Source organism: Maricaulis sp. CAU 1757 (genome assembly GCF_054482675.1).
The window spans coordinates 115,487-139,846 of sequence record NZ_JBTLRI010000003.1 but is presented as its reverse complement, the minus strand read 5'-3'; the positions used below and the strand labels follow the sequence as shown (position 1 = coordinate 139,846).

Annotated in this window: 18 protein-coding genes; 4 read left to right on the top strand and 14 right to left on the bottom strand. The window is 61.6% G+C overall.

Annotation, left to right across the window (positions count from 1 at the left end; genetic code table 11):
• Positions 1-37 precede the first annotated feature (37 nt).
• Together ACXYMR_RS09655 and cysQ are read left to right on the top strand one after the other, a co-directional pair.
• Complete coding sequence (locus ACXYMR_RS09655) at positions 38-1,756, top strand: SLC13 family permease (RefSeq protein WP_458942651.1); 1,719 nt, start codon at positions 38-40, stop codon at positions 1,754-1,756.
• 15 nt (positions 1,757-1,771) lie between these two features.
• Positions 1,772-2,572 carry a 3'(2'),5'-bisphosphate nucleotidase CysQ gene (cysQ, locus tag ACXYMR_RS09650; RefSeq protein WP_458942650.1) on the top strand — a complete coding sequence of 267 codons (801 nt, stop codon included), beginning with the start codon at positions 1,772-1,774 and terminating at the stop codon, positions 2,570-2,572.
• A 79-nt stretch (positions 2,573-2,651) separates the two neighbouring features.
• Here cysQ and cysN read toward each other — a convergent pair whose 3' ends face one another.
• From cysN to ACXYMR_RS09580, 14 genes are all read right to left on the bottom strand, one after another.
• Positions 2,652-4,547, bottom strand: a complete 1,896-nt coding sequence (cysN, locus tag ACXYMR_RS09645; protein WP_458942649.1) for a sulfate adenylyltransferase subunit CysN — start codon at positions 4,545-4,547, stop codon at positions 2,652-2,654.
• A complete protein-coding gene (gene cysD, locus ACXYMR_RS09640) occupies positions 4,547-5,515 on the bottom strand; it encodes a sulfate adenylyltransferase subunit CysD (protein WP_458942648.1) in 969 nt (322 codons plus the stop codon). Before cysD ends, cysN begins: the two co-directional genes overlap by 1 nt.
• 258 nt (positions 5,516-5,773) lie before the next feature.
• Complete coding sequence (locus ACXYMR_RS09635) at positions 5,774-6,904, bottom strand: DegT/DnrJ/EryC1/StrS family aminotransferase (protein ID WP_458942647.1); 1,131 nt, start codon at positions 6,902-6,904, stop codon at positions 5,774-5,776.
• Positions 6,905-7,000: 96 nt separating this feature from the next.
• Positions 7,001-8,821: a glutamine--fructose-6-phosphate transaminase (isomerizing) gene (gene glmS / locus ACXYMR_RS09630; protein ID WP_458942646.1), complete on the bottom strand. Its 1,821-nt coding sequence runs from the start codon at positions 8,819-8,821 to the stop codon at positions 7,001-7,003.
• Between the two features lie 35 nt (positions 8,822-8,856).
• Complete coding sequence (locus ACXYMR_RS09625) at positions 8,857-9,660, bottom strand: sulfotransferase family protein (RefSeq protein ID WP_458942645.1); 804 nt, start codon at positions 9,658-9,660, stop codon at positions 8,857-8,859.
• A gap of 121 nt (positions 9,661-9,781) precedes the next feature.
• Entirely contained in the window at positions 9,782-14,170 is a 4,389-nt protein-coding gene (locus ACXYMR_RS09620) for a glycosyltransferase (RefSeq protein ID WP_458942644.1), read from the bottom strand.
• Between the two features lie 189 nt (positions 14,171-14,359).
• Positions 14,360-15,130 (bottom strand): ABC transporter ATP-binding protein, encoded by a 771-nt coding sequence (locus tag ACXYMR_RS09615; RefSeq protein WP_458942643.1) that lies wholly within the window; start codon positions 15,128-15,130, stop codon positions 14,360-14,362.
• Positions 15,131-15,134: 4 nt separating this feature from the next.
• Positions 15,135-15,923, bottom strand: coding sequence for an ABC transporter permease (locus ACXYMR_RS09610; protein WP_458942906.1), 789 nt, complete (start codon positions 15,921-15,923; stop codon positions 15,135-15,137).
• A 41-nt stretch (positions 15,924-15,964) separates the two neighbouring features.
• Complete coding sequence (locus ACXYMR_RS09605) at positions 15,965-16,903, bottom strand: hypothetical protein (protein ID WP_458942642.1); 939 nt, start codon at positions 16,901-16,903, stop codon at positions 15,965-15,967.
• 40 nt (positions 16,904-16,943) lie between these two features.
• Complete coding sequence (gene rfbA, locus ACXYMR_RS09600) at positions 16,944-17,831, bottom strand: glucose-1-phosphate thymidylyltransferase RfbA (RefSeq protein WP_458942641.1); 888 nt, start codon at positions 17,829-17,831, stop codon at positions 16,944-16,946.
• 3 nt (positions 17,832-17,834) lie between these two features.
• Positions 17,835-18,746: a dTDP-4-dehydrorhamnose reductase gene (gene rfbD, locus ACXYMR_RS09595; protein ID WP_458942640.1), complete on the bottom strand. Its 912-nt coding sequence runs from the start codon at positions 18,744-18,746 to the stop codon at positions 17,835-17,837.
• Positions 18,747-18,751: 5 nt separating this feature from the next.
• Positions 18,752-19,804, bottom strand: a complete 1,053-nt coding sequence (gene rfbB / locus ACXYMR_RS09590) for a dTDP-glucose 4,6-dehydratase (protein WP_458942639.1) — start codon at positions 19,802-19,804, stop codon at positions 18,752-18,754.
• Positions 19,805-19,828: 24 nt separating this feature from the next.
• Positions 19,829-20,395: a dTDP-4-dehydrorhamnose 3,5-epimerase gene (gene rfbC, locus ACXYMR_RS09585; RefSeq protein WP_458942638.1), complete on the bottom strand. Its 567-nt coding sequence runs from the start codon at positions 20,393-20,395 to the stop codon at positions 19,829-19,831.
• 71 nt (positions 20,396-20,466) lie between these two features.
• Positions 20,467-22,254, bottom strand: a complete 1,788-nt coding sequence (locus ACXYMR_RS09580) for a glycosyltransferase family 2 protein (RefSeq protein ID WP_458942637.1) — start codon at positions 22,252-22,254, stop codon at positions 20,467-20,469.
• Between the two features lie 305 nt (positions 22,255-22,559).
• Here ACXYMR_RS09580 and ACXYMR_RS09575 point away from each other — a divergent pair, with 305 nt between their 5' ends.
• Both ACXYMR_RS09575 and ACXYMR_RS09570 read left to right on the top strand, forming a co-directional pair.
• On the top strand, positions 22,560-23,195 hold the full coding sequence (locus tag ACXYMR_RS09575; RefSeq protein ID WP_458942636.1) for a hypothetical protein: 636 nt from the start codon (positions 22,560-22,562) through the stop codon (positions 23,193-23,195).
• Entirely contained in the window at positions 23,195-24,241 is a 1,047-nt protein-coding gene (locus ACXYMR_RS09570) for a hypothetical protein (RefSeq protein ID WP_458942635.1), read from the top strand. Before ACXYMR_RS09575 ends, ACXYMR_RS09570 begins: the two co-directional genes overlap by 1 nt.
• Positions 24,242-24,360 lie beyond the last annotated feature (119 nt).

Genomic DNA, 24,360 nt, shown 5'->3' with positions numbered 1-24,360 from the left:
AAGACCACTACCGGCGTCGGGGGATGGTGTGGGAGACATGATACTGGACGCCGCCCTGGTGCTCGGCCTGGCGGCCGCATTGGTCTCTGGGCGGGTATCCACGGCCCGGGCCTTTGCCGCTTTCATTTTCGCCGTTATTGCCACCGGGCGCATCGGATTCGAGGAGTCGGTCGAGCGCATTACCACCCCGGCCATAATCGCCGTTACCAGCCTGGTCATCATCGCCTCCGCCCTGTCGCGCTTTCCCGGCCTCGGAAGTGCGTTCTTTGGCCATCGTCGCGGGTCGCCGCGGCGCCAGCTGGCGCGCTTTCTGGGCGCCGCCACCTTGGCTTCCTCGGTAACCCCGAACACGGCCGTCGTCGCATCATTGCTGGGCCCGGCCGCACGCCGTCCCGACCTGAGCCCGCACCTCCTGCTCCTGCCGCTGTCCTATATTGCCCTGGCTGGCGGCATGCTGACCCCCTTCGGTACCTCGGCCAGCTTGATGGTCACCGGTGAGGCCGCCCGCCAGGGCATCCAACTTGGAGTGCTCGATTTCGCCCTGCCGGGCCTCGCCGTCGCGCTGGGCGTTCTGGTCACGCTCGTCATTCTCGCCCCAATCCTGCTGCGCCAGCCCGAAGACAGTGATCAAGACAATGGCGACATCTTCCATATCGAGGCACGCATCACGGCCGGCTCCAGCCTGATCGGTCAGAGCGTGGCAGACGCCCATCTGCGGCGCCTGCACAGCTTCTTCCTGGCAGAGATCATTCGGGGCGACCGCGTCATCACGCCCGTTCACCCCGGATTCGTGGTCCAGGAGAACGACCGGCTGATCCTCGTCGGCGACGTCAACCAGCTCGACGAGCTGCGCGGCATTGCCGGTCTCGACCTCGATCCGCGGCTGCAGACCCGTACACCAGGCGAGCTCTACCACGCGGTCATCAGCGGCCAGAGCCTGCTGGTCGGCAGGACCCTCCGAGAGGCGCGTTTTCGTGCCCGTTTCAACGCCTCGGTGATGGCCGTCCGGCGCGGCGAGGAGCGTCTGTCGGGCAAGCTTGGTGACATCCGTCTGCGCACTGGTGACGTGCTGGTGCTCGCCGCGGGCCCCGACTTTGCCACCCGTGACAATGTCCGGCCCAATCTTCACATCCTCGACATTGACAATCCCGGCCAAGGCCCGATGAGACCGCGCGACGCATGGTTTCTGGGCCTGACATTCCTGGTTTTCATCGGCGTCGCCCTCACACAACTCATTCCCTTTCACATCGCCGCCTTCGGCGTCGCTGCCCTGGCCGTGGCCGCCAATTGGGTGACGCCCCGCGAGGTGCGCCGCAGCTTTCCCTTCGACCTGGTGATCATCCTGTGGGGCGCGGTACTTCTATCGCTGTTGATTGAGCGCTCCGGCGCCGCAGCGGCCGCAGCCGACTTCATTGCCGATATAACCACCGGCCTGCCGCCCGTGATCGCCCTTGCCGTTATCTTCTTCTTCGCCTGGGCAATGACCGAGTTGTTCTCCAATGCCAGCGCTGCCCTCACCGCCCTGCCAGTGGCGCTGCATACCGCGACCCAGCTCGGCCTGCCCGGCGAGGCTTTTGCCCTCGCCACGGCCTTCGGAGCCAGTGCCAGCTTCTTTATGCCGTTCGGTTATCAGACCCACCTCATGGTGATGACCCCGGGCCGCTACAGCCTGGGTGACTTCTTCAAGCTTGGCGGTGTGGTCTTTGTCGCCTATTCCACCGGCGCGCTCAGCGTGCTCACCCTTCTTCACCTCTAGTACGAGTAAGCAGTCATGACAGGTCTCGAAGACAAGGACGCCATTGCGTTCGAATTTGCCCGTATCTGCAGCCTCGCGGGCACCCGGATCATGGACATCTACCGCTCCGATTTCGAGACCCGCGGCAAGGATGACAAATCCCCGGTGACCGACGCCGACGAGCAGGCCGAGGAAATCATTCTGGCCGAACTTGCCAAATCGCTGCCGGGCATTCCGGTGCTCGCCGAGGAAAGCTTCTCCGCTGGTTTCCGGCCGGATACCGGCGCCGCATTCATTCTCGTCGACCCGGTCGACGGCACCAAGGAGTTCATCAACAAGAATGGTGAGTTCACCGTCAATATCGCGCTTATCGAGAACCGCGAGCCGACAGCCGGCTGCGTCTTCGCCCCGGCCCGGGAACGCATATTTGTCGGCGGCACCTCGGCTTGGGCGGGCGCCTGCAAAGCCGGCAACAGTGTCACGCCAGACACGCTAGAGCCTATTCACACCCGCTCCCGGCCGGATTCCGGAATGACCGCAGTGATGAGCCGTTCGCACGCTGACGAGAAGACCTTGGCATTTGCCGACGCCCAAGGCGTGACCGAGAGAGTGTCGGCTGGTTCCTCCCTGAAATTCTGCCTGGTGGCGGAAGGCAGCGCCGACGTCTATCCGCGCTTCGGCCCCACCAAGGAGTGGGATACCGGCGCTGGCCATGCCGTGCTCAACGCCGCGGGCGGTGCCGTGTTGACGCCGGAGGGGGAACCATTCCTGTATGCCAAGGAGGCCGTGGAATACCTCAATGGTGCCTTCGTCGCCTGGGGCCGAACCACCGGCTGACAAAGCGGACAGCGACCGACCAAAAGAAAGGCCTCCGGAAACAGGGTTCCGGAGGCCTTTTCTGTCCGTGACGCAAAACCTAGCCTAGACGACCGGTATCACGCAGGTGCTGGATCACCTTGTCGGCCGCTTCCTCGGCCGAGATCGACGTCGTATCGATGCGCAACTCGGGGTTCTCCGGCGCTTCATACGGACTGTCGAAGCCTGTGAAATTCTTGATCTCGCCAGCCTGGGCCTTTTTGTACAGGCCCTTCGGGTCGCGCGCGATGCAGACATCGATCGGGGTATCAATGAAGACCTCGATGAACTCGTCCGGCTCGACCAGCTCGCGCACCATGCGGCGCTCGGAGCGGAAGGGGGAGATGAACGAGCACGTCACCAGAAGGCCGGCGTCAACGAACAGCTTGCCGACTTCGCCGATGCGACGGATGTTTTCCACCCGGTCCTCATCGGTGAAGCCGAGATCGCGATTGAGGCCGTGCCGGACATTGTCACCGTCCAGAGAGTAGGTGTGATGGCCAGCCCGCGCCAGCTTGCGCTCGACCAGATTGGCCACCGTCGACTTGCCGGCACCGGACAGCCCCGTGAACCACAACACGGCTGGCTTCTGGCTCTTGATCTTGGACCGGTCGTCCTTGGAGACGTCCATCGCGTGATGATGGATATTGGAGGCGCGGCGCAGGCCGAACTCGATCATCCCGGCTCCGACCGTCTGGTTGGTGAAGCGGTCGATCAGGATGAAGGCGCCCATGTCCCGGATTTTGTGATACGGATCGAAGGCGATCGGTCGGGCGGTCGACATGTTGCAGAAGCCGATACCGTTCATCTCCAGTGTCCGGGTGGGCTTCTTCTCGTAGGTGTTGACGTCGACCCGGTGCTTCAACGCGGACACCGTCGCCGGAGTGGTCGCGGTACCGATCTTGAGCAGGTAGGACCGGCCCGGCAGCAGGTCCTCTTCATGCATCCACAGCAGCTCGGCAGCGAACTGGTCGGTCACTTCCGGGCGCTGGTCGGCAGCCGCCAGCACGTCGCCGCGGGAAATGTCTATCTCGTGGTTGAGCACGATGGTTACAGCATCACCAGCCACGGCTTCATTCTGGTCACCGTCGGCTGTGACAATGCGCTCGACGTTCGCCGCCTGGCCTGACTGGGCCACGACGATGGCGTCACCGGTCTTGATCCGGCCGGACACGACGGTCCCGGAGTAACCTCGGAAATTGAGGTTTGGTCTGTTGACCCACTGGACCGGCATGCGGAAGGGCTCATGCTGGATGTCGGAGTCGACATCGAGGCCTTCAAGGTGCTCGATCAGGGTCGGCCCGGTGTACCAGGACATGGTCTCCGATCGCTTGGTGACGTTGTCCCCGTAGCGCGCCGACATCGGAATGGGCGTTATCGTCTCGAAGCCGAGCTCGTCGGCGCTCTTGAGATACTGGGCCACAATCTCGTGAAACCGGCCCCGGCCATGTTCGACCAGGTCCATCTTGTTGACCGCCAGCACGATGTGGCGGATGCCCATCATTTGCGCGATGTAGGTATGACGCAGCGTCTGGACGAGCACGCCCTTGCGGGCATCGATCATCATCACGGCAACATCGGCAGTCGAGGCGCCGGTCGCCATGTTGCGCGTGTACTGTTCATGACCCGGCGTGTCGGCGACCACGAATTTGCGTTTCTCGGTGGCAAAGAAACGGTAGGCGACATCGATCGTGATGCCCTGCTCGCGCTCCGCTTCCAGCCCGTCGAGCAGCAGCGCGAAATCGATCTCGTCGCCGGCGGTGCCGTGCTTGCGGCTGTCGCGTTCCAGGACGTTGAGCTGGTCTTCGAACAACAGCTTGGAGTCGAACAGCAGGCGGCCGATCAGGGTCGACTTGCCGTCATCGACGGAACCGCAGGTCAGAAAGCGCAGCACGCCCTGGCCGCCGGACTGGGTCAGGCGCTCGATGACATCGGCGCGGGTGTTTTGCACGGTCACTAGAAATACCCCTCGCGCTTCTTCTTCTCCATTGACCCGGCCTCATCGTGATCGATCAGGCGGCCGGACCGCTCCGAGGTCCGAGCTGTCAGCATTTCGAGCACGATCTCCTCGAGGCTCTGGGCACTGGACTCGATGGCGCCGGTGAGCGGGTAGCAGCCCAGCGTGCGGAATCGCACCATTTTCAGGTCCGGCTTCTCGCCTTCCTTCAGCGGCAGGCGCTCATCATCGACCATGATCAGCTGGCCGTCGCGCTCGACCACCGGTCGGTGGGCGGCAAAGTAGAGCGGCACGATCGGGATGTCTTCTTCCAGAATGTACTGCCAGATATCCAGCTCGGTCCAATTGGAGAGCGGAAAGACGCGGATCGATTCGCCCTTGCGGATCTTGGTGTTGTAATTGCGCCAGAGCTCAGGGCGCTGGTTCTTCGGGTCCCAGACGTGATTAGCGTCACGGAAGGAAAAGATGCGCTCCTTGGCGCGCGATTTCTCCTCGTCGCGGCGGGCGCCGCCAAAGGCCGCATCGTAATCGTGCCGGGTCATCGCAGAGCGCAAGGCCTCGGTCTTCATCACCTGGGTGTGCAGACTGGAGCCGTGATCGAAGGGGTTGATCCCCCGCTTGACCCCGTCCGTGTTGATCTCAACCCGGACTTCGAGGCCCAGCTCCTTCGCGATGGCGTCGCGAAAGCTGATCATGTCCTTGAACTTGAAGGTCGAGTCGACATGCTGCAGCGGAAACGGAGGGCGCGACGGGAAGAAGGCCTTGAGCGCCAGGTGCAGCATCACGGCGCTGTCCTTGCCGATCGAGTAGAGCATTACCGGGCGCTCGAACTCTGATGCCACTTCGCGCATGATATGCATGCTTTCCGCTTCCAGGGCACGCAGGTGCGCGGACAGCGGCTGTGACCTCGGACGGGCCTCTTTGAAACGCGCCGCGTATTTGGAAACGGACTCTTGAATCGCTGACATGATGTTCCTGTTCAGTCCTCGTCTGAGGGCGGGAAAACCCGCGCCACCTGATCGGTCCGGGCCCGCGCCCGGACAGCCGGACCGGCGCGGCCAGGCCCGTCACGGAGCGCACAGCAAACCGGCGGGAATCAGCATGCCTGCTCCCCCGCACCGCTTGTGTGACACGCTGGAAGTGCTGATAGGTCATCCGGCACTGTGGCGCAACATGTCGGCGATGTTTACGCGGTCGATTGTACGGCCCGGCTGGCGCTGCAGGTCTTAATCGTTCCGGTAGGACGTCACCGCCGCAATGACGCGCTCGATATCGGCATCCGGCATATCCGGATGCATCGGCAGCGAAACCACCCGGCCGGCTGCCGCCTCGGTCACTGGCAGTCCGCCCGGCGCCAGCGGATATGCGCTGTAGGGGTCATGCAGGTGCAGCGGGATAGGATAGTAGATCGCGGTCGGCACGCCGTGCTCGGCGAGATGCGCGCGGAAGGCGTCGCGATCATCGACTTCGATCGTGTACTGAGCCCAGGTCGACTGGGCGCCGGCGACCACGTGCGGCGTCTTCACGGCGTTGCCAAAGCCGGCGGCATAAGCGTCCGCCACGCGCTGGCGCGCCGTGATTTCCTCCGCGAAGACTTCGAGCTTGGCCAGCAGGATGGCCGCCTGCAGCGTGTCGAGACGCGAGTTTAGGCCGATGCGCGCATACTCGTAGCGCTCACGCCCCTCGCCGTGCACGCGCACCGATTTCATGGTGGCGAACAGCGAGTCGTCCTTGCACAGTACAGCGCCGCCATCGCCGTAACCGCCGAGCGGCTTGGCCGGATAGAAACTGACCGTCAGGGCATCCGCCCAGTGCAAGCTGGCCTTGCCGTCCAGCGTCGAGCCATACGCCTGGGCGCTGTCGGAAACCAGTTTCAGACCATGCTCGCGAGCGATCGGCTCGAGGCGCGGATAATCGGCCGGTTGGCCAAACAGGTCCACGGCGATCACGGCTTTCGGCGTCAGCTTGCCATCGGCGTTCACAGCCTCGATCGCAGCGCGCAGGCTGTCCGGATCCATATTGTAAGTGTCAGGGTCGATGTCGACGAAGACCGGCGAGGCGCCCGCCAGCACCACCACTTCCGCTGTGGCGGCAAAGGTGAAACTGGGTACAAAGACCGCGTCGCCGCGGCCTACGTCCCACGCCATCAGCGGGATCAGGATGGCATCCGTCCCGTTGGCACAGCTCAGTGCTTTTCCGATACCAGCGAAATCGGCCAGCCGGGTCTCCAGCTCGCTGACTTCCGGACCGAGAATGTAGCGCCCTTCATCGAGCACTTTCATGACGGCGGCGTCGAGCCGTTCCTTGATACGGGCCCGCTGGGCTTGCAGGTCGATAAACGGGATCATGTCAGCCATGGAAAACGCCTGTGCGTGCTGCGGCCGCGGCGCGGCCCGGATTACGCAGCGCCTATAACCCCGCCCTCGTATGCCACAAAGTCACGAAACATTACGCTATTCTACGGTCACAGACTTGGCGAGGTTACGCGGCTGGTCAACGTCCGTGCCCTTGTGCACGGCGACGTAATAAGCGAGCAACTGCACCGCTACTGCCGCCACGATAGGTGCGGCCAGGCCCTCGACATCCGGCAGGGTCAGAACCGTCTCAGCCTCGCCCTCAAGCTCGCGGGCGCCGGTCTGGTCGGTGATGGCAATCACCCGGGCGCCGCGCGCACGCACTTCCTGGATAGACGAGCGGGTCTTCGAAAAGAGCCGGTCATGAGGTGCGATCACGACGACCGAGACGCCGTCCTCGATGAGCGCGATCGGGCCGTGCTTGAGCTCCCCAGCGGCATATCCCTCGGCGTGGATATAACTGATTTCCTTTAACTTCAGTGCACCTTCCAGGGCCAATGGGAAAAACTCGTTGCGCCCCAGATAGAGCACGATCGAGGCATGCGAGAGCTCGTGCGCCAGCCGGTCAATCGGCTTTTCCACCGCCAGCGCCGCACTCATCAGGCCCGGTATCGCCAGCAGGCCGCTGACTTCCCTATCCTGCTGCGCATCGTCGATGCGTCCGCGCTGCACCCCGGCAAGCACCGCCAGCGAGGCGAGTGCCGAAAGCTGGCAGGTGAAGGCCTTTGTCGAAGCCACCCCGATTTCCGGCCCCGCCAGGGTCGGCGCCACCAGGTCGGCCTCGCGCGCCATGGTCGAGTGCGCGGTATTGACGAGGGCAATAGTTGTGAGGCCCGCCTGCTTGCACATGCGCAGGGCTTCAAGCGTGTCGGCGGTTTCACCGGACTGCGAGATGAAGAGCGCTACATCCCCTTTCATGAAGGCCGGATTGCGGTAGCGAAATTCCGAGGCGATATCGACCTGGGTCGGCAGACCGGCCATGGCCTCGAACCAGTATTGCGCCACATTTCCGGCAAAGGCGGCCGTGCCGCAGCCGATGATGATCAGCCGGCTGGCCTCCGAGAAATCGATTCCGTCGCGCGGCCTCACCCGGCCGTTCACAGCGTCCAGATAGGCGCTGAGCGTGCGCCCGACGACTTCCGGCTGTTCGTAGATTTCCTTCTGCATGAAATGGCGGTGATTGCCGCGTTCGGCCAAAACCACGGACGTCGGAGCGGCCGCCGCCTGGCGCTCGACAGGCTCACCGTGTTCATCAAAAACGTCGACGCTGCCTGGCCGGACGACGACGCCATCCCCCTCCTCCAGGTAGATGACATGCGAGGCTTCTCCGGAGATCGCCATGATGTCAGACGCCAGGAAGTTGCAGCCATTGCCCAGAGCGGCGACCAGGGGCGCACCGCGGCGCGCCCCGAGGACCAGGTCCGGTTCGCCATCGATTATCGCCGCCAGGGCAAACGCCCCCTCCAGCCGGTCGAGGGTGGCTTGCCACGCGGCGCGCGGGTCATGCCCGGCCGCGAGGTGACTGTCCAGCAAGTGGGCAACAACCTCGGTGTCTGTCTCACTGCCAAAGGCGCGACCGGCTTCGGCCAGCTCGGCCCGCAACACCTTGTAATTCTCGATGATACCATTGTGCACCAACATGACCCGGCCGGCCCGGTGCGGATGGGCGTTGGGCTCGGTGGGTGCACCGTGCGTGGCCCAGCGGGTGTGAGCAATGCCACAGGATCCCGACAGACCACCCTGGTCGCGCGACTCCAGCGCAGACACCTTGCCGGCCGCGCGAATCCGGTCAGCGCTGGCGTCTCCGTCCAGGACCGCGATGCCGGCACTGTCATAGCCCCGATATTCAAGCCGACGCAGTCCTTCCAACAGGACCGCATATGCCCCGGCTCGTCCGGCCACACCTACAATGCCACACATGGCTAAGCTCCCTTTCGTCCGGCCCCTGATCGCCCTCAGCTGGTCCGCAATTCCTCGAACAGCGCCTCGGCCCGGTCGAAATCGGTGTGCAAGGTCGGGTCGAGGGAGTCTCGCGACGGTATCCGCTCATCGTCAACGCGTGAGGAGTTTATTTTTTCCCCGAGCGGCTTCAGGCAATTGGACCGGAAGCGTTCACCGACAAAACTCAACATCGCCGACACCGTCTCCTTGGGCTTTTCAACCAGGTCGGCATGGTAGAAACGGCGGACAATATCACTGCCCAGGTCTTGTTCGGCCTCCCAGGCCGCCGTGACCAGGCGGGTCCACGTGGCGTAGGCATCCTTGGTTTCCTGCGCTTCGCCGCCCGCCGTTTCGAACTTGCCGAGCGAGCGCACGACTTCATGCGGATTGCGAACGAGGTGGATGAAATGGGCGTTCGGGAAAAGCGCATGCAGTTCACGAACGGAGTGGGAATTTTCCGGTGTCCCGTCGACCCACCGCTCTTTCGGTTCGCCGGGTGCGTGTTGCAACCACAACCCGTCCGGCTGCTGCCCGCCGTTCTGGTAGTTGGTCAGAATCTTCCGCACGCGGCGCTCCTGGCCACGCCGGATCACGGCGTTGACGAATTCGCGCCCCTCATGCTGGAAGTCCTCGAGCGTCAGACCGCAACGTGCGAAATGCGCGGCGGGCTGGGCCGTACCATGCTCGTACATGGGCTCGATGCTGCGAGCGAAATCGGCCAGCCAATAGGTTTCCGGCAAAACCCAGATATTCGGATGCTGACCCAGGCACCAGGTCGTGACACTGGTGCCTGACCGATAGGAGCCCACGATAAACACTGGACCCGTGTCCTTGCCTCGCATCAAAATCCCTTTCCCGGAAATTATGTCATCGAACGATCAACCGCCGATCCGGCCATCGTTCTTTCGGTAATGGCAGAAGTCACCTGCCACAATTCACTCAGGCGACTCCGAGATCCTCGCGCAGGATCCGCAGGCCTTCTTGAAGAGAATTCTTCCGCTGGGCAAATGCCACTGCAGCGGAAGACGCCGCCGCCCACCGGTCTTCGTCATGATAAAGCTCTTCGACCAGCTCGGCGAAACGGTGTGGATCGTCAGCCACGAACAGGCCCTCATCGGAGCCGGCAAACATGCCTTCTGCCGCGATGGAGGTCGCCACGCAGGGCAAGCCGTGCGAAAGGCTGGAGATCACCTTGCCCTTCGCGCCAGCGCCGAAACGCAAGGGCGCGACCATTAGTCTCGCACTATTGAGAACCGGCTTCAGGTCCTCGACGAATCCGATCGGTTCAATCCCGTCGATTTCTTTCAGCTGGCGGATATCTTCGCTCATACGGCTGCCGATGATGCGGAATGTACAGTCAGGCATGCGACGTCTTATTTCAGGCCAGATCTCTTCGGCAAAATAATGGACCGCGTCGGAATTCGGTTGGTGGGCAAAGCCACCGACGAACACGATCCCGCCTCGATCAGCGAAGCCCTTGTCACTGCCCGGGACCTCTCGGATGAGCGGCAGATGGGTGACATTCCATCTGGGATTGATGCGCTTGAGTGCCTCTTGCTCGACACTGCTGACCACGATCGTCGCATCACAGCGTTCGATCAGCTCCAACTCGACTTTCTCGATTTCCTGCGCGCGCTCCAGCAGCGCCTTGTCATTCTTCAGCTCGGCCTCACGGCGGTCGCGGATGTGGTGCAAGTCAACCGTGTTGTAGACGATCTTGGCGTGCGGGCAGTATCGACGAAGCTTTTCCAACCAGCGCCGTGTGGGCTCAAGGCGATGCACTACGATGACGTCGAATTCCTGACCATTCTGTTCAAGGAACGGCTCTAGCGGCAGGCAATAGGGGTGATAGAGACATTGCACGCCAGCCTCCTGAAGGCGGCGCGTATACTCCCCGTAAAACAACATGTTATCTTCCGGTGCGAAGCAGACACCATAGCCCAGCTCGCGCAGCATCGTGATCAGATTGATGACATCCAGCGAGCCGGAGTCCTTGTCTGGCGTCGGTGTCGTCGCATCCAGCAGCAGCGCCATTCGCCCGTTTGCACGGACGGCTTCCCGCCAAGGCTTCTCGCCATTCTCGCGGTGATCGCCAAGGGTATTTAGCCACCGTTTGAGGAAACGTTCGCGGTTGGAGGCTTGGTAGGCTTTCTCGCCGGCGGCTTCGTCAGTCCCGGATGTTTTGCCCTCGTAATGCACCACTCGCGAAAGTGCCTGAAACCAGGTCTCGAAGCCGGCCTCGCGCACTCGGAACGCGAGGTCGGTATCTTCGTAGTAGGCCCGCTCGTAGGTGTTGCCATCGAACCCACCCAGATTTCGCCAGAGATCCGCCGGAATGGCGATCGATGCCCCGGAGCAGTAATCGGCCTGTCGGGCGTGACAATATTCCGGCTTGTTGGGATCGTCATTGCGACCGTAATTCCAGGCCGAGCCATCGCGCCAAACGATGCCGCCTGCTTCCTGCAGGCTGCCGTCCGGGTAGAACAACTTGGATCCCACGAGCCCGGCGTTGGGGAATGTGTCGAATGAGCCGATCAGGGAATCGAGCCAGCCTGGCACAACACGCGTGTCATTGTTGAGCATGATCAGGAACCGCCCGCGGGCATGTTCAGCGGCGGAGTTGCAAGCTTGTATAAAGCCGCCATTCTCGGACGCGCGTATGAACCGCACCCCCTCAACCTGCGACACAAACTCTCGAGTGAGCATGTCCGGAGAGCAGTCATCGTAGACAATGATTTCCGCGGTGTATCGGGAGGCCTGCCCCCGCAGCGAGTCCAGGCAATTCAGGGTGTAGGGCAGCTGCCCGTAAACCGGTACGATGATGCTGACATCCGGCTGCTCGGTTGCGTCTGCGTCGACGATGTTCAGCTTCCGGATATCACTATTGAGAGCCGACACGGCCCCGGCAAAGTCTGGCTCCTCACCAAGCAGGCCGAAGCGATCGAGGAACGCTTCCCCGGCGTGGATTTCCGGCGCCACAACATCGTCGGGGCGGACCGCGTACGGCTCCAGCACCGCTTGCAAAGGATCGTATTCAAGTTCCGCTTGGGGAGGAAGCGCCAGTCGCCCCTCCTCGCGTCCGAACTCCAGATAATGGTAGAGCGGGTTGAGGCCCGAAGCCCGCACATCTGCGTAGGTGTCGCGGTAGAACCGGGTGTCAAATCCGGTGCCCGGGTTGCGTCCCTCCGCTGCGCCAGTTGCGATATAATGCAGAACCGGATCCTCTCCGGCCGCGCGAACATCCCAGTTGCCTTCCAGATAGGCCAGTGCGTCAAACAACGCGCTCTTCCGGATCGCCTCGCTCTGGCGGAACAATCGAAGCATCTTGTCGGGGCGAGCCAAGAGAGCCGGGCTGTATAGTCCACTGGCCAGGACCAGGAACCGTCCGACCGGGCCCCATCCCATCAGGCTCTTACGCAGCTTCCAGCCAAAACCGCGACCGGACCGGATTGTATCGGCCAGCCATTCTGCTCGTCGCTCCCATTCGAGTCGCTCGGCCACTTCGCGGTCGCGTTCGGCAGCATGCTGCTTCGCCTCGGCCACCGCACGGTCGCGTTCGGCAGCGTGCTGCTTCGCCTCGGCCACCGCACGGTCGCGTTCGGCAGCATGCTGCTTCACCTCGACCACCGCACCGCCTCGTTCGGCAGCGTGCTGCTTCGCTTCGGCCACCGCACGGTCGCGTTCGGCAGCGTGCTGCTTCGCTTCGGCCACCGCACGGTCGCGTTCGGCAGCGTGCTGCTTCGCCTCGGCCACCGCACGGTCGCGTTCGGCAGCGTGCTGCTTCGCAAGGTCCCGCTCGGCATCAAGGTCAATACCCAGTTTGGCGACACGAGCCTCGAGATCGCGACATGTTTGCTCCTGCTGATCGAGACAGACTCGCAACGCGGCACTCCGACGGACCTCTTCGTCCGCACGGGCCCGCTCCTGCTGTTCTGCAACAATCACCTTGCGAAGAGCCTCGTCGACTTGTGCCTTCTCCGCCCTCACCTCCTCCAAAGCCTGTTCATAATTTCGAGCAGCGGTTGCCTTCTCCTCCCGCAATTCCTCTAGAACACGCTCATATTCCTGAGCTGCACTTGCCCGCTCTGCCTGCTCGGACTCGATTTGGGATTCGTAGCTTCTTGTAACCTCATCCTTTTCTTGCCTTGCAGCCTGCAGATGGGCTTCATACTCGTCACGGAGGACAGCCAACTCTCGCTGCAGCTCTTTCTCATGCAGCTCATACTGGACCCGCAGCACCTCCTCACGCATCTTCGTGACTTCGGCCAACGCCTTCGCGCCTGCGCTGTCTTCGGCCGCCTTGATCTTGGAGTTGAGCTTGGTCGCCAGTTGATAGACATCACTGTCTTTGTCGTCGATGACCTGACCCAGAACATCTATTGCGGGCCCTGCATCCGCATATATCTTGTCGACTGAGTCATCGACTTCCGTTCCGCCGTTAGCGGCCTCCCGAAATGACCAGTACAACGACTGCACCCAGGAAAAAGCTCGCGGCTCTTCGACCAGGTCTTCATCGGTAGCCTGCTGGTGCCGCATGTCTGGCCGGAGAAAGGTCTTGACCTCCTTTGCGGCAGCTGCGTCGACGCGCAGGCTGGAAAGCCGCAGCGCTGCGGCAATCCGCTGCACCTGAGCTTTCCAGTCCTCCAACAGGCTCTCGTAGGTCACGAAGACCCGCGACAAACCACGTGAGTTTAGTTCCAGCTCACGATTGTAGATCATCCAGAGCAGGAACGACTTTTCGTAGGAAAACTGCGATCTGCGATCTAGCGATCGCGCGACCTCCAAAGGGTTGCGAACGATGATGACGACTTTCAGGGAAACACCGATTTCCTCCATCGCCTTGCGCCAGACCGGCAACAACCTCGCAATCCTTGGGTCCTTCAACACCACGGGCTTTCGTCCGGGCACGCTTTGGACCACTCGCTGGATCTTGGCGATCAGCGCGCGAGTACCTTCATCCGCCTCAAAGCCCCTTGGCAGGACTTTGAGGGAATCATATTGGAGGCCCAACCCGTCGAGGTAGGCATCATGCGCCTTGACGATTTCCTCGGGCTCCCAAAACCCAAGGGCGTTATCCTCCTGCGCCTCAATGAGGCGATCGGGCAATGCTAGGCCACAGATATTGAGCAACCGGGTAATTGCAGATGTGCCAGAGCGATGCATTCCCAGAATAAGGACAACACTGCGTTGGGGCCGCGCCTTGCTTCCCCTTGCCACTTCGCTGCGTTTTTCCGAAGCAGACAGGTGCACGTTGGCTGCCCCCCGTGCCGTCCCGGGACTCCCCTTGCTTTCCGCCGCGATTGCTTCACGAGTTGTATTCGACGACATGACTGGGCCCGCCAGTTGTATTGATCCCACCTCAGGGAGCCTCTACCGAGCATGGCCCGCAGGAAACTCACTCCCCCATTTGCACGAGTTGCAAACCGGGGGCCATGGAGCACAGATCAGAGTCGAGAAGCAAGCTTCAATGTCGCGTCCCGGGCAACAAGCGGTCAAACGAGTGGAAGGCGGGCCAACTCAGTCGTTCGACAGCTCATTGGCTGCCGGATTGAAGAATGGGATCTCGCCTTGGCTTTCGCCAAGTTTCAGATCCGATTCAATTCGCCCATCCTTTAAAATAATCAATCGATTACAGACGGCTTCGAGGATCCGCCGGTTGTGCGATGCGATGACCAGGATCTTTGAGGACCGAACCACGTCGCGGAGACGTTCCGCAACCTTCTTGCGGAAGTCGAAATCACCCACCGACAACCACTCGTCCATCAGCAGGATATCCGACGGCAAAGTCGCCGCGACCGAGAACGCCAATCGCATACGCATGCCGGCCGAGTACTGCCGAACCGGATAATTCAGGAACTCACCAAGCTCGCTGAACGCGGCGATCTCCTCGGTCCGCCGTCTCATCTCGCCCGGCGAGGCCCCCATCATCACGCCCCGGATCAGTATGTTCTCGTAGCCGGTCGCGTCTTCATTCATGCCGAAGGAGATATTGAAGAACGACTGTACGTCTCCGCGGACGCGAATGGTGCCCTCCACCGGTGGGTATACCCCGCGTAGCGTGCGTAGAAGCGTGGTCTTTCCGGACCCGTTCTTTCCCCAGACCCCCACTCGTTCGCCGGCCGCGATATCCAGGTCCAGATCCCGCAGTGCCATCAGGGAAAGCCCGTGCCGCCCCTTCACAAACCGGCTCGCGCCGGAGTCGATCGCAGCGCCGTCCGCTGGCTTGCGGCTTCCGCTCAACGGAAATGCGACACTCAAGCCGCGCGTGGTGATGGAAACATCGGTCATGCGATCACAGCCAGTAGATCAGGCGGCGGCGCGACCAGCTGAACAGCAGCACCCCGGCAAGGTTGGAAACGACGGCGAGCCCGGCGACGACAAAGAAGTGGAACCCTTGCACCTCACCACTCATAAAGGGGCCGCGGATGACCTCAAGCATGTAGTAGAACGGATTGAAATCGATGAAGGCACCCCGCTCGGTCGCCGACTCCGGCGCCCAGATGATGGGGGTCAGAAAGAATGCCAGCCGCATCCCCGCATCCACCAGGTGCTGCACGTCGCGAATGCGGGCGCAGATGACAGCCAGCGACAGCATTGCGCCATGAATAACCAGGATGTTCAGGACCAGTCCAAGCAGTGCCAAAGGTGCGATCAGCGGGATGTCGCGGCCGACGAGGAGGATCGCGCCAATAGGCACAAGAAGGTTCTGAAAGAACTGCACGACATAGCGCGTCAGCTCTCTCAGGATCAGGGTATTGGGCGGAAACACCGCCTCTTGTAGGATGTTGCGCCCCTGGATGAACATGAGCGAACCGCGACTTACGCCGCTGTTGATCATGCCCCAGACCAGCCAACCGAAGGCACAGTGGGGAAAGAAAAACGAGAACTCCCGCCCCAGCAACTCGCTGAACAGTATGGACACGCCGAATGCGAACAGTCCGAGTGACAGGGTGGGCCACCACATGCCCAGCAGCGAACGCCGGTTGGCCAGACGAATATCGTACAGGCCCAGCCAGGCCCACCGGCGCCAGTCCAGCAGGCCCGTTGCAAGAAGGGAAAGTGTGGATTTTTCTGCCAGCATCAACACATGATCAGGCCCGCGCGCATCGATGGCATGCCGGCTCAGATTCCTTTTAGAATTCGCCTCAAGGGCTCTCTGTTCCCGGCAAGTCGGGAGTTCTGCATGATGAGCGCCAGATCAGCGTCCCAGGTTTCAAAGTCGGGCCAAACCGGCTCGGCAGTGTAGTCTTTGAAGCGCAGAGGCTGACCAACCGCAAGTTCGATTGCTGCGTTGTCCGCGCGCTCCCTGAGCCGGCCCTGCACATCCTCGGAAATGCGAATGGCTCCGCGGAACTGCGCATGCTCCCGGGCGAGATTCCGGTAGGCGTTGTAATGGCGCCTGCCATCAACTCCTGCCATGTTAGACAAAATCTTGAAATACAAAAGATTCCTGGAGATGGAAGGATTTGCGTCCGGATCCCCGCCTGACGTGATCTTCAATCCCAGTCGGGCGATGAAGTCCTCGATCACATCGCCGCCCTTGAGTGCACTTCGGTCAAACAGGGCGAACTCCACGGGCAGGCCGGACGAGTGCCATTTGTCTATGAACTTCGGGGCATTATACGCCGGATTGCGCACGAAACTCTCGAAATCAACATAGTAGTTGTTGCGGTGGACATACTGGGCGTATCCGCTCGCCATGTACGCGACGAACTCGCGCAAATAGCAGACAACCCGGATATCGAAGCGTCCGAAGATGTTCTTCAGCACGTGGGGCTGGGTTAGGTTTTGGAACCCCTCGCTGGAAATGATGACAAGATCATGCCCCGAAGCTTCGGCCTCGAGCTGCTCGACCATGGCGGCCAGCGCCGTGGTATCGGTTTGCGCCCGCCTGACTGCCCACCATAACTCGTGGTGACCAACTCCATTGGCCTCACGCCCCGTGAAGGGGTAGAGCACGCCCTGCTCGGAGAGCTGGTCCGCGTGCTTGGCTAGGAACTTCTGAATGCTCGAAGTGCCACTCTTGTGGCGCCCGATGTGGAGAACAAGCTTTGTGCCCATGACCCCCCGCAACTGTCAGCCCGCTCTCAATCGGCGCCGTTCAGCGCCCTGCCGCATCCCTGTCAGCGAGCTTCAACAGGTACTTTCCGTACTCCGACTTGGCCTGCTGCCCGGATAAATTGCGCAGTTGCTGACCATCAATCCACCCTTGGGTGAACGCGACTTCCTCCGGGCAACCAATCTTGAGCCCTTGCCGATGCTCGATGGCCCGAACGAAATTCGCTGCGTCGACGAGGCTTTCCACGGTCCCGGTATCGAGCCAGGCATAGCCACGCCCCATGCGGCTGACACTCAGCTCACCCCGTTCAAGATAGATCCCGTTCAGGTCCGTGATCTCGAGCTCACCCCGTGGCGACGGCTTTACCTGCTCGGCATACTCCACAACCTTGTTGTCGTAGAAGTAGAGGCCAGTCACCGCGAAATTCGACTTGGGCTCGAGCGGTTTTTCCTCAAGCGAAACGACGTTGTCGTCGCGATCGAACTCCACAACCCCATACCGCTCCGGGTCATCGACCTCGTAGGCAAAAACGGTCGCGCCGGTCGTCCGCGCATCGGCTTGCTCGCACAACTCCTGGAAGCCGTGTCCGTGGTAGATGTTGTCGCCGAGGATCAGGATGCAGGGGTCGTCGCCGAGGAAATCCTTGCCGATGAGGAAGGCCTGGGCCAGCCCCTCCGGCTTGGGCTGCTCTGCATAGGTCAGCGAAATTCCCCAAGCCGAACCATCTCCCAGCAATTCCTCGAACAGCACCCGATGCTCCGGCGTGGTTATGATCAAGATCTCACGGACCCCGGCCCACATCAGAGAGGACAACGGATAGTAGATCATCGGCTTGTCGTAGACGGGCAGCAATTGCTTTGACACGGCTCGCGTCATCGGGTGCAGTCGCGTGCCACTCCCCCCGGCCAGAATAATCCCTTTACGCGTCATCCATTAGTCTCCGGAGTTTGAGTTGTTGGCGAGGAAGAGGAGATCCGTCTTGAGCGCCTCTCGCCACGCTGCCGCCCTTAATCCGAGCTCTCGTTCGATTTTCTCGCAGTTGAGCACCGAATTGGCCGGACGCGCGGCCGCAGTGGGGTAATCCTTGCTGGCTATGGGAGCCACGGTCGGCACCTCATGCCCCAGAGCTCGCCACTCGTCAAAAATTGTTTCGGCGAATTCCTTCCAGCTCACCGGCTGGTCACCGGCAAAATGGAATACACCGCCGGGCACCGACTGGCCATCCGCCATCCGCCCCGCCAGCTCCAGGGCTGCGTCCGCGATCGAGCCGGCCGGGGTGGGACAGCCTCGCTGATCGTCAACCACCCGAAGCTCACTGCGGCTTTGAGCCAGTCGGAGCATGGTGGTTACGAAGTTGCGTCCATGTCGCGAGAAAACCCAGGCCGTCCGCAGAACAAGGGCATCGGGGCAAGCCGACAGGACCGCTGTCTCCCCACTCAGCTTGCTGCGACCGTAAACCCCGAGCGGCGCCACCGGGTCAGTCTCTCGATAAGGCTCGCCCCGTGTGCCGTCAAAGACGTAATCGGTCGAAATGTGAATAAAACCGACCCCGCGCTTGGCACACGCTGCAGCCATGGCACCCGGCGCGTCCGAGTTGACGCGCTGCGCCGCCTCCGCGTCGGCTTCCGCCTGATCGACTTGGGTGTATGCCGCCGCATTGAAGACGGCAACGGTCTCGGTCGGCGCGCCCAGCACCGCGGCCCGAACCGCCTCGACATCGGTCAGGTCCACGTCGTCACGGGACAGGGCCTGCACCTCGAGGCCGAACTTCGCGGCCCGCGAAACCGTCTCGCGTGCGACCTGGCCGGTTCGGCCGAAGACCAGGACTAGGGGGCTCCGGGCCATTCGGATCAGGCCCGCTTGAGCCCGCGTCGCGCGGTCGCGTCACGCTCGCTCAGGAGCGGCTTCCACCAAGCTTCGTTGTCGAGATACCAACGCACGGTCTGCTCGAGGCCGTCAAAGCCCTGCACTTTCGGGGTCCAGCCCAGTTCGTCGCGAATCTTGCTGGCATCGATGGCATACCGGAAATCATGACCAGGGCGGTCAGTGACATGGGTGATCAACTCCGCCCGGGGACGGTCAGACGGTCGCAAGCGGTCCATGATGGCGCATATTTCCCGGACGAGCTCTATGTTGGAGAGCTCGTTGTCTCCCCCGATATTGTAGGTTTCGCCGAGCCGCCCGCCCTTCAGGACCGTCAAAAGCGCATCAGCATGATCATCGACGAACAACCAGTCGCGGACATTCTCGCCTTGGCCGTAAACCGGGATCGGCTCGTTGGCCAGGGACTTCAGGATAACCACCGGAATCAACTTCTCGGGGAACTGGTAGGGACCGTAATTGTTCGAGCAATTGGTGATCACTACCGGCAAGTCGTAGGTCTCGGCCCAAGCCCGAACCAGCATGTCGGATGACGCCTTGCTGGACGAATAGGGAGAGCGAGGAGCGTAGGGAGTGGTCTCGGTGAACTTGCCGACCTTGCCGAGCGACCCGTAAACCTCGTCCGTCGACACGTGATGAAACCGGAAGCGCGCGCGCTCCTCAGCCGCCTTGCCGTCGACGTAACCGCGCCATGCCTGAAGCAGCGAGAACGTGCCGTTGATATTGGTTCGTATGAAGTCCCCGGGACCATCGATCGACCGGTCGACATGTGACTCGGCTGCGAGGTGCATCAGCGCATCGGGTGCATGCCGGGCAATAATGGTCTGCATGGCGTCTTCGTCGGCGATGTCGGCCTGCTCGAACGAATAGCGCGAATCCGCTTCCACCGACGCCAGGTTGGCGAGATTTGCCGCATAGGTCAGCTTGTCGACATTGACGACCTGAAAGCCATGCTCCGATATGGCGCGGCGCACCACTGCCGAACCGATGAAGCCGGCACCGCCGGTAACAAGCAATTTCATGGATGCGCCTCCGAAATCAGCGAATCAAGGGTAGTGGAAAGGGGACGCAAAGTCTTTGAACAGCATCGCCTGAGCGTCCTTCGCGGACAAACTGGCTTCCCCGGCATCGACCCCCCAGTCAATCCCGAGGTCTGGATCATTCCAGAGGACGCAGCCTTCGCATTCTTTCGAATAGTACGAATTGACCTTGTAAACGACTTCCGCATCGTCGGTCAGGGTCACGAAGCCGTGCAGACAGCCTTCGGGGACATAGATTTGTCGGCCATTGTCTGCCGACAACTCAACCCCGACATGCATCCCGTAGCTGGGCGACCCGCGGCGCACGTCAACCACCACATCCTTGATGGCGCCCCGCACCACGCGCACAAGCTTGGCCTGCGCCTGCGGCGGCGCCTGGTAGTGCAGACCGCGTATGGTACCGCGCTGGGCGGAGTAAGAGTGATTGTCCTGGACGAAGTCGATCCCGGTCGGCAGCCCGGCTTTCTCGAACACCCTTGCATTGAAGGTCTCGGAGAAATAACCGCGGCTGTCCTCGAAACGAGCCGGCTCGAACACGATGACACCGGGAATCTCGGTCGCTGTGGAATTCATAACTGAGACGCTCTAGCAGAAGAACTAGTCGCATAGCGCTCGCCATTGGGGCTGTCAAAAAACATCTGCCGCTATCCGCCCTGCGAGGCCATGCCCCAGTTCAAGCTGGCCAACTCGGCGGTCGGGTCGAGATTCGGATTCTGGTAGCGGTCGCGCTCAATAAGCTTGGCCCACCTCTTCTGAAAATCTTCCCGGGCCACCCGGTAGGCCGGATTCGATCCATCCTCGCGCCCCCGCGATGCGCCCTCCAGATGGGTCAGGACCACATCATGGCGCCAGATCGATGCGAACCCTGCCGCACCGCAACGCAGGCAGAAATCAACGTCATTGAACGCGACCGGGAATGCCTCGTCGAAGCCCCCGCATTCCTCAAAGACGCTGCGTCGCACCATCATGCAGGCTCCGGTAACCGCACTCACGGTCCGGGTCAGCTGGAGATGATGGAACGGGCCGGCCCGATGGGCCCTTTCGCCCTTCATGAAATGCCCCGCCGCACCATCCGGCCCGAGCACGACACCGGCGTGCTGGATGCGTCCATCCGGATAGAGCAGTTTCGGCCCGACTGGCCCGGCACCCGACCGCAGCGCCTCCCCCGCAAGCAATTCCAACCAGCCCTTACTGCCACCACTCACATCATTGTTGAGGAGCAGGAACAGGTCACTGCGGGCACTCGCGGCACCGGCATTCACCAGCGCCGAGAAATTGAAATCGCCCGGGCCCCTGATCACCTTCACGCGACTGTCACGCGCCGGAACTTGTTCCAACCAGTCCCGCGCCTCGGTTGAACGCGAGTCATTGTCGACCACAACGATCTCGAGACACAGATCGCTTCCACTCTCAAGCACTCCAGCCACGCACTGGTCGAGGAGGTTTATCTTGTCGCGCGTCGGGATAATGACGCTGACGGACTGGTCACGCGGGACGGGCCACACCAGATGTCGATTGCCATCTTGCTGGTGAATGTGCGCCGTCTGGCCCGTTCGTTTGAAATGGGCCTCAAGGGCACGGCGCCCGGCTGCCTCACTTTCCTCTTTGAATCGATGAGAGAAGCTCGAGGACATGGGTTTGTGGCGCCAATGATAGGCCACCACAGGGATGTGCCCGATGCTTTCCGGTCCGACATGCTCCATGACTCGCAGCACGAAATCATAGTCCTGCGCCCCATCCAGGCCCCGCTCGCCCATCCCCACCGCACGGGCAACGCTGGCACGCACAGCGGTCAAGTGATTGATGTAATTTCGTGAATAAAGAAGACGCTGATCGAAATCGGGCTTGAAATAGGGCTCATCAAAGCGGCCGCCACCACTGATCTTGTCCTCGTCGGTATATACCAGTGCCGTTTCTGGGTGGCGTTCGAAATACCCCGCCACCTCGCGCAGGGCGACCGACGTAAGGACGTCGTCGTGGTCGACAAAACACACGATTTCATGTCTCGCCTCTGCCAATGCGGCTGCCGTTGCCCTGGCGATTCCGGAATTCCGGTCAAGCCGGATGAGTCTGACCCTCGGGTCGTCGAGACGGGCCACCTCCGCTTGGATCCGCGCTGGGTCAGACGACCCGTCGTCACAGATGACCGCTTCCCAGGCCGTGTGGGACTGCTGCGTCAAGGACAGCAGCAATTCCCTGAATTCGCTAACAGAGGGTTCGAAGACCGGGATCAGCACCGAAACCGGGAGATCGGACGGTAATCGCCCTGATGCGGCCAGGTGTTGCGTGAGCCAGGTGCGGTATCGGGGAAACCGGCCGAAGTGAAAACCGCGCCGCTTGAACCGTATGAGGAAGCCTCCAAGAAGCTGCCGAATCCAGCCTCCAAGCCGGCGACGCCTCTCAGAAAGGCTCAGTGCCCCGGACCCAAGCATGCCACTGCCCCCAACTTCACCGACACCGAACCAACCGCCATTCCCGGCTCAGCACTCGGCCACACCGCGATTACACGTCCGGGACAAAGGCGTTTATACCGCTGGAGGGTGCCATCATAGCCTCCGGCATGATTTTTCCGGCGCGTGTATCGCAAGCATCCCGGTTGCTTCGGCTTGAGCCCGGGTCGTGTATGGTCCAATGAGGGTTCGTCCCGTAACCCGCTGCAGCCAAGATGCCACGCACCAGAGACCGACAACACAGATTTGGACCTGAAGCCGGCCTCAGCCTCATCGAGATGCTGGTCATGCTCGCCATCGCCAGTATCGTCGCGATCGTCAGCATCGAATCCATTCGGGTTGCGACCAGTAACGGGGTCCGCATTGAACAGGCGGCGCGGTTTGCAACGGGGTCGATAATCGACCAGGCATCGCTACGCACAACCATCGCGGCTACCCTACCTGACTATCTCGACAGCGAGGCCCGTTTTGCCGGCACGCCCAGCGGCTTTTCGGCAGTCACCTCGGCACCGTTAACCGGGCCACTGGGTCCGCGGCGCGCTTACTCTCTCGCACTGGAAACATCGCAAGATGGCTCCCAGCTTCAGTTGCTATACCGCGAGGGAGACAACATCATTCAAGTCGCTGCATGGCCGGGAGCAACTGGGGCCTTCGACTATTTCGTTGAACCCGCCGGAGACATTGCATCCCAGTTTCTGCGGTCGCGTAACCGGAGCCAGGTGTCCTCGCGCGATCAACACTGGACCGAGACCTGGCCCGACCCGGATGCGCTGCGCGGCCTACATTACATCCCTCTTCCCGTGATTATTCGCCTATCAATCAGCGAAGCTGACGGTTCCGACACGACCATGCTGTTTTACCTGCCTGTGACCGCCCCACCCCCATTCCGGGATCAGGACCTGTTCGGCTCGGAGCGTCCATAATGGCCCGGCGAGCCGGCTATGTTCTCCCCCTGGCACTGGCCTCGATCGCGGTCATTGCAATCGTCTCGACAGTGGCTGCCCGCCAGGTTCAGCGCTCGGCGGGCGCCATCACCGCATTGGCCGATCGCACCTCCCAGGAAGTCGACATGATTTCGGCTGAGCAGACCCTGCTCTACCTGCTTCTGACCGAACCGGTGAATGCTTACGGCCTCAATATCGGCGGATCTGCCGATTCCGCCCTTTTCGGCACGACCGGCAATGCGACCCCTGGCGCTCCGGGACTGCCAGCCGATGGCTCACCCTTCCGGTACTCTGACACCGACACCCTGGTCAGATTGCTGGACGACCAGTCCTTTCTGAACATTGCCACGCTCGACGAGCGTATTCAGGCCCGCAACCTGGCCCTGTTCGGTATTCCGGGTGCAGAGGCCAGCCGCTTGGCGGCTGTCCTCGCGGACTATCAGGACCAAGACGACTTCAAGCGCTTGGGGGGAGCCGAAGCGGCTGAATACGGCGATGCCCCGCCCCCGCCCAATCGTCCCATAGGTGACGCATTGGAAGCATGCGGAGCGCTCGGTTGGGACGAAACGCCACTGTGTACCGACCCTGCGAGAATGCTGATGCTGGCTCGGGTCCGCACCACAAACAATCTCAACCCGCGCCTCGTGTCCGAGCCAATGTTGCGAGCCATGCTGGAGGATCCCGCAACCGCACACCAAGCCAAGCGTGCATTTGAAGTCGGCGAATACACATCTTTCGCAGCGGTCGGCCGGCCCGAATACGATCAAGAGCTGGACCCGCTCAGCGGCCCGTCATTCCCCGGCCCGACTTTTGTGATACTGACCCACCCGTCAAGCGGCACGCCTTTGCGACGAACCGTTGTCGACATCAATTTGGGTAGCTCCATCGCGCCCTTCTTCCTGCGTAGCAAATACGTTATAGGAGGGGAGTACGCGCGGAGCGTTATGGTCGTTGAGGGTGCTGAGAGTGTTGAGGGTATTCCCGAACCCGCCGCGAACGCGCGTTCGGGCGGACGGTCTGATTGAGCGTGGCGGCGACCGTCTGCGCCGCTTCTGGCTTGGCGAACAATGTATCATCAGCCGAGGCTTGTGCCATTACGAGTTGATGCCTCACCCGCCGGGCCAACTGGGACCCAAGACAGTTC

Bases quoted from the DNA above. Each gene is read 5' to 3' on its own strand.
- ACXYMR_RS09620 (WP_458942644.1), bottom strand. From the start codon at position 14,170: ATGTCGTCGAATACAACTCGTGAAGCAATCGCGGCGGAAAGCAAGGGG.
- rfbA (WP_458942641.1), bottom strand. From the start codon at position 17,831: ATGACGCGTAAAGGGATTATTCTGGCCGGGGGGAGTGGCACGCGACTG.
- ACXYMR_RS09575 (WP_458942636.1), top strand. From the start codon at position 22,560: ATGCTCGCCATCGCCAGTATCGTCGCGATCGTCAGCATCGAATCCATT.
- glmS (WP_458942646.1), bottom strand. From the start codon at position 8,821: ATGTGTGGCATTGTAGGTGTGGCCGGACGAGCCGGGGCATATGCGGTC.
- rfbD (WP_458942640.1), bottom strand. From the start codon at position 18,746: ATGGCCCGGAGCCCCCTAGTCCTGGTCTTCGGCCGAACCGGCCAGGTC.
- ACXYMR_RS09615 (WP_458942643.1), bottom strand. From the start codon at position 15,130: ATGACCGATGTTTCCATCACCACGCGCGGCTTGAGTGTCGCATTTCCG.
- rfbC (WP_458942638.1), bottom strand. From the start codon at position 20,395: ATGAATTCCACAGCGACCGAGATTCCCGGTGTCATCGTGTTCGAGCCG.
- ACXYMR_RS09655 (WP_458942651.1), top strand. From the start codon at position 38: ATGATACTGGACGCCGCCCTGGTGCTCGGCCTGGCGGCCGCATTGGTC.
- rfbB (WP_458942639.1), bottom strand. From the start codon at position 19,804: ATGAAATTGCTTGTTACCGGCGGTGCCGGCTTCATCGGTTCGGCAGTG.
- ACXYMR_RS09635 (WP_458942647.1), bottom strand. From the start codon at position 6,904: ATGGCTGACATGATCCCGTTTATCGACCTGCAAGCCCAGCGGGCCCGT.
- ACXYMR_RS09610 (WP_458942906.1), bottom strand. From the start codon at position 15,923: ATGCTGGCAGAAAAATCCACACTTTCCCTTCTTGCAACGGGCCTGCTG.
- cysD (WP_458942648.1), bottom strand. From the start codon at position 5,515: ATGTCAGCGATTCAAGAGTCCGTTTCCAAATACGCGGCGCGTTTCAAA.
- ACXYMR_RS09570 (WP_458942635.1), top strand. From the start codon at position 23,195: ATGGCCCGGCGAGCCGGCTATGTTCTCCCCCTGGCACTGGCCTCGATC.
- ACXYMR_RS09580 (WP_458942637.1), bottom strand. From the start codon at position 22,254: ATGCTTGGGTCCGGGGCACTGAGCCTTTCTGAGAGGCGTCGCCGGCTT.
- cysQ (WP_458942650.1), top strand. From the start codon at position 1,772: ATGACAGGTCTCGAAGACAAGGACGCCATTGCGTTCGAATTTGCCCGT.
- ACXYMR_RS09605 (WP_458942642.1), bottom strand. From the start codon at position 16,903: ATGGGCACAAAGCTTGTTCTCCACATCGGGCGCCACAAGAGTGGCACT.